Consider the following 5,339-nt stretch of genomic DNA (forward strand, 5'->3'; position numbering starts at 1 on the left):
TCTCTCCGTCGTCGGCAGCGTCAGATTTGTATAAGAGACAGGGGGGGCGTCAGTAGGGTGGCGGGGTGTTGGGTGTGCACTTCGCTGTCAGTGCCGATCAGGAGCGCCTTTTGCTCGCGGCCGGCGATGAGGGCGGTGCCTATCCGCTGTCGCATGCCGTCCTCGGCGGGCGGCATATGCACGAGGACTACTACGTCGTCTACGTGACCGCGGCCGAAGTCCGAGATGTCGCAGACGAACTCCAGCGGGTCGAAAAGGTGTGGCTGCGGCGGCGCTTCGACGCGATCGACGACCCGGAGTACCGCGGGTCGCTTGATGATGACGACTTCGAGTACACGTGGGAGAACTTCGTCGAGGTACGGGGGTTGTTCGAGCGGGCGGCCGAGGCCGGGCGGGCGGCCATCTTCACGGCGACGTGACCTCGTACCGGTTGGAACTGCTTGCAGTCATGCGTGGCCGGAGTGTTGCGCGGGGTGTGGCGGGTGATCCCCAGGTCGTGGGGCGTTGTCCTGAAATGCCCGTTAAGAGGCTGCTCGACGGAAGTTAGGTCTACACGTCTCCTGGCCATGGGGCTGCGGGGGTGTTCTTTGGGGGAGAAGGCTAATGTGAGGCGGTGTCGGTTGTGCGCGTCGTCACGTCGATCTGGGAGTAGGGCTCGTGGGGTTCGAGGTTGTTTGTGAGGTCGAGCCGCCTACTCGGCCTGATCTGCGGAAGGTGCGGCATCAGATCGGGGTGTTGAGTCCGGTGGCGGACTCGTTTCTGATTCCCGACAACCACATTGGCCGGGCCACCGTGTCGAGCGTGGCCGTCGCGCATGAGGTGCAGGCCATGGGGGCGCGGGGGATCGCGTGTTTGAACTCGCGTGACCGGAACCTGCTCGGGTTCCGGCGGGATCTGCTCACCGCGGCCGCGTACGGGGTCGAGCGGTTTCTGTTCGTCTATGGGGACAAGCCGAGCGCGGGCGGGCGGACGAGTGAGCTGACCGTCCGGGCGATGATGGAGGAGGCGCGCGCGGCCAGCGAGGACGCGGTCTTCGACGGGTGCGGGGCGTTCCAGGTCGGCGTCACGTCTGGGTTGAGGCGGGTGCCCGAGTGGAAGCGGGCTGCCGACTTCACGTTCGTCCAGGTCAGTTACTCGGTGGAGAACCTCTTGCGGTGGCGGGAGAGCGCGGAGATCGACGGACCCGTCTACGCGGGGGTCATGGTGCTGGCCAGTGCGGGGATGGCGCGGAATCTGGCTGCGGCCATTCCCGATATCGACATTCCCGGCGAGCTCGTCGAGGCCGTCGAGCGGGACCGGAGTGCCGGAGTCGCGGCTGCCTGTGAGCAGGTGCTCGCGATCCGGGACAGTGGGGCGTTCGACGGGGTGCATCTCGTGCCGGTGAGTCGCTACCGGGAGGTCGCGGCGCGGCTGGAAGGGGAGTTGTGAAGCCGGGGCTGCACGGCCAGGTGTCCCTCGTGGTGGGGGACGATGACACGGCGGTCGCGTTGGGCAGTGGTGATGTGCCCGTGCTGGCGACGCCCCGGTTGCTGGCGCTCGCCGAGGCCGCGACCGTGGAGGCCGTCAAGGGCGAGCTCGGGGACGGCCGGACGTCCGTGGGGACGCGGGTCGCGCTGGAGCATCGCGCGGCCAGCCCGGTCGGTGTGCGGGTGACCGTGGAGGCGGAGCTCGCGGAGGTCGACGGGAAGCGGCTCGTGTTCGCGGTCAACGCGGTGGACGAGCGCGGCCCCGTGGGGAGCGGCCGTGTCGAGCGCGTGGTGGTCGAGCGGGAACGGTTCCTGGCGCGGCTTCAGTAGGGGAGCAGGCGGCCCGAGGGCGTGCGGAGGTCGGGCTGGCTCGGTTGACGTGGGGGCTTGGGGCGCTTGATGAGCTGCTGCCGTGCCATGGTGATCATCTCCCCCCAACGGGCCCGGCTTAATCGTCACTGCCTCGTGTGACGCGGCCGATGGGCGCGCGGTTCGCCGAGCTTATGCGACGAACGCTGCCGGTTCGACCGAATTTCGGGGCCGAATTGTCGACGTGGAGTTGTCGGATAGTGACAATGCGTGCCCAGTTTTTCAGGAGACGATGTCGCGGGTGCGGAAGCGGCGGAAGGCCAGTGCGAACAGTATGAGCGCGTAGGAAAGGGATATCGCGGCGCCCTTCGCCATGCCCGTCCACTGGATCTGGGGTTGCAGGGCGTCCATCCACGAGTACATCCAGTGCGTCGGGAGGAAGTCGCGCCAGGAGCCGAGGGCGGTGACGGCGTCCAGGATGTTGCTGACGATGACCAGGCCGACGGCGCCGCCGACCGCGCCGAGGGGCGAGTCGGTGGTGACCGACAGCAGGAACGCCAGGGCGGCGACGACGAGCTGAGCGATCAGCGAGTAGCCGACGATGATCGCCATCCTGCCGAGCGCGGTGCCGACCGGGACGGTGCCGCCGGTGGGGAGCTCCACGTCGCCCCAGCCGAAGCCCGCCGTGCCGGCGACCAGGGACATCAGCGGCAGGCTGACGACGGCGACGACGGCGTAGGAGAGCGCGACGACCAGCTTCTGGCGCAGCAGGCGGGCGCGGGGCACGGGCGCGGCCAGCAGGTAGCGCAGGGACGACCAGCCCGCCTCGCTCGCGACGGTGTCGCCGCAGAACAGGGCGACGGCGACCACCAGCAGGAAGCCGGTGGAGACGAACAGGGCGAACAGGGCGAAGTTCAGGGCGCTGGAGGTGGCGACGTCGACCAGGCTGGGGACGCCGTCCGGGCCGGGGTCGCCGCCGAGCTTGAACGCGAGCACCAGCACCCACGGCAGGACGAGCAGGATCCCGAACGCGACGAGGGTCCGGCGGCGCCGGAACTGCCGGACGGCCTCGACCCGCAGCGGCAGCGTCCGCCGGACGTGGTAGGTGGTCATGACGTCTCTCCGATGATCTCCAGGAACGCGTCCTCCAGGCGGCGGCCGGAGCCGACGATCTCGCTGACGGGCCCGGCGGCGACGCGGCGGCCGCCCGCCATGACGACCGCGTGCGTGCAGGTCTGCTCGACTTCGGCGAGGAGGTGGCTGGAGACGATGACGGTGCGCCCTGCGGCGGCGTACTTGACCAGCACCTCCCGCATCTCGCGGATCTGGGGCGGGTCGAGGCCGTTGGTGGGTTCGTCCAGGACGAGGAGGTCCGGTAGGCCGAGCATGGCCTGGGCGATCGCGAGCCGCTGCCGCATCCCTTGCGAGTAGGTGCGTACCGCGCGGTCCAGGGCGGAACCCAGGTCGGCTATCTGCAGCGCCTCTTCGAGGTGGGCCTCGTCCAGGGGGCGGCCTGTGGCGCGCCAGTAGAGGTCGAGGTTGTCGCGGCCGGAGAGGTGGGGCAGGAAGCCGGGTCCCTCTACGAAGGAGCCAAGGCGGGACAGGACGGGCGCACCGGGAGTGACCCGCTGACCGAAGATGCGGATCTCGCCCGAGTCGGGGTGGATCAGCCCCATGAGCATGCGCAGCGTCGTGGTCTTGCCTGCGCCGTTCGGGCCGAGCAGGCCCAGAACCTGACCCTTCTCCACACGGAACGACAGGTCGGCCACGGCCTGGTGGCCGTTCTTGTAGGTCTTGGTAAGGCCGGTTATCTCCAGCGGGACATCGCTGCTGGCGTCGGCGGTGCGTCTGCGTCGTCCGGGCAGGAGGATGGCGGCGGCCACGGCGAGCGCCCCCAAAGGCAGGACCCAGACCCAGGCGGGCAGCGGCGACGAGGCCGTGGCGAGGGACGGCACCGTGGGGACGGTCAGCGGCGAGACCACCTGCACCTTGTAGGACGAAGGCTCGGCGGGCGTCGCGAAGCCCATGTCGGTCGTCGCGATGACGAGGCGCAGGCGGTGGCCCCGGTCGAAGCGGTAGTCCATCGGCGGGAGCGTCACGCTGACGTCGCCGTCCGACACGCGGAACGGGGCCGCCAGGCGCCGTGCCGGAGCGGCGCCGCCGCCGGGCGGGACGTCGTAGAGCTTCGCGAAGAGCGGCCCCTTGCCCTGCACCTTGAGGCGCACGGAGGCCGCGCCGGTCAGCCGCACGGGACGGTCCAGCGGGGCGGTGTCGAAGACGGCGGTCTGGCCCGGCATGTCGGCCGGCAGCGACCCGCCGAGCCCGCCCGCCGCGCCGAGCGACCCGAGGGAGCCGAGGGAGCCGAGCGCGCCCAGGCCGGGCACCGCCGAGATCGACGCCGGCGACCCGCCCGCCGGGTTGAAGATCGTCTGTTCGCGGCCGGTGAGCCGCAGGGCGACCGGATCGCCGGCGAGGCCGGGATACCGGGCCGCCGTCGCCTCGTCCACGACGACCTCCTGCGTGGACGAGTCGAGCCCGCCCGCGCGCGTCACCGTGAAGGCGTCGAGAGCCGGGCCGGAGCGGCGGAGGCGGGCGTCGAAGAAGTCGCGCACCAGCCCCTCGACGCGCTCGGTCTCCGGGTCGCCGCCGTCGTGGCCGCCCTGGAACCACACCACCGACACCGGCGCGCCGTTGCGGGCGATGGCCCGCGCGTTGGCGTCGGCCTGGTCCAGCGGGAACAGCGAGTCGGCCTGCCCCTGGACGAGCAGCGTCGGCACCCTGATCCGGTCGGCGACGGAGGACGGGCTCGACCGGCGCAGCGTCGCGATCGCCGACTCGGTCGGGCGCCCCTTCTGCGCGACCTCCTGGTACATCTCGCAAAGAGACGGCAGGAAACGCCCGCAGGCCGTCCGGGTGGCGCTGCCGGTGAAGAAGATCCCCGCCCACAGCTTCTTGAACACGCCGTCGGTGGACGGCGCGCCCTCGGCGGTGGTCGGGAACAGCGCGTCCGCGAGGTCGTTCCAGGTGATCTGCGGTGCGATGGCGTCCACCCGCTGGTCGTAGGCGGCGGTCATCAGCGCGATCGCGCCGCCGTACGACTGGCCCGCCATGCCGACGCGCGGGTCGCCCGGCCCGTCGAGGACGACCTCGGGCCGCTTCGCGAGCCAGTCGATGAGCTGCCGGGTGTCCTTCACCTCGTAGTCGGGGGAGTTCAGCGCGATCTCCCCGGTCGAGCGCCCGAAGCCGCGCGCCGACCAGGTCAGCACCGCGTACCCGGCGCGGGCCAGCTCGCGCGCCTCGCCGGCCGCCTCCTGCTTCGAGCCGCCGAAGCCGTGCGCCAGCAGGACCGCCGGGCCCTTCGCCCGCCCGGCGGCCGGGCGGTAGAACGTCGTATCGAGCAGGACGCGCTGGTCGTCCTTCGGCCCGTCCACCACGGGGATGCGCTGCTCGGACGTCCGGACGCGCGGAGCGTCGCCCGCGACCGCGCCCCAGCCTGCCGCCGTGCCCGCGAGCACGACCGCCGCGCCCGCCGCCGTCCAGCGCGCGGCCCGCCCCGTCCTGCCC

The 5,339-nt window shown here is 71.3% G+C and carries 5 protein-coding genes; 3 read left to right on the forward strand and 2 right to left on the reverse strand.

Annotated elements, in window-relative coordinates; translation table 11 throughout:
- The first annotated feature begins 65 nt into the window (after positions 1-65).
- From ETD96_RS40830 to ETD96_RS40840, 3 genes are all read left to right on the forward strand, one after another.
- On the forward strand, positions 66-419 hold the full coding sequence (locus tag ETD96_RS40830) for a DUF1877 family protein (protein ID WP_138641840.1): 354 nt from the start codon (positions 66-68) through the stop codon (positions 417-419).
- A gap of 295 nt (positions 420-714) precedes the next feature.
- A complete protein-coding gene (locus ETD96_RS40835) occupies positions 715-1,428 on the forward strand; it encodes a methylenetetrahydrofolate reductase (RefSeq protein WP_240808577.1) in 714 nt (237 codons plus the stop codon).
- Positions 1,425-1,796 (forward strand): thioesterase family protein, encoded by a 372-nt coding sequence (locus ETD96_RS40840; protein ID WP_240808578.1) that lies wholly within the window; start codon positions 1,425-1,427, stop codon positions 1,794-1,796. Before ETD96_RS40835 ends, ETD96_RS40840 begins: the two co-directional genes overlap by 4 nt.
- A gap of 261 nt (positions 1,797-2,057) precedes the next feature.
- On the opposite strand, the gene ETD96_RS40845 is transcribed toward ETD96_RS40840, so the two are convergent.
- Both ETD96_RS40845 and ETD96_RS40850 read right to left on the reverse strand, forming a co-directional pair.
- Positions 2,058-2,888, reverse strand: a complete 831-nt coding sequence (locus ETD96_RS40845) for an ABC transporter permease (protein WP_138641842.1) — start codon at positions 2,886-2,888, stop codon at positions 2,058-2,060.
- Positions 2,885-5,339: CocE/NonD family hydrolase (locus ETD96_RS40850; protein WP_338072664.1), on the reverse strand; the 2,455-nt coding region annotated here is incomplete at its 5' end. The genes ETD96_RS40850 and ETD96_RS40845, both read right to left, overlap by 4 nt.

The sequence above is a fragment of the Actinomadura geliboluensis genome (assembly GCF_005889745.1).
In the GTDB taxonomy this organism is placed as follows: Bacteria; Actinomycetota; Actinomycetes; order Streptosporangiales; family Streptosporangiaceae; genus Spirillospora; species Spirillospora geliboluensis.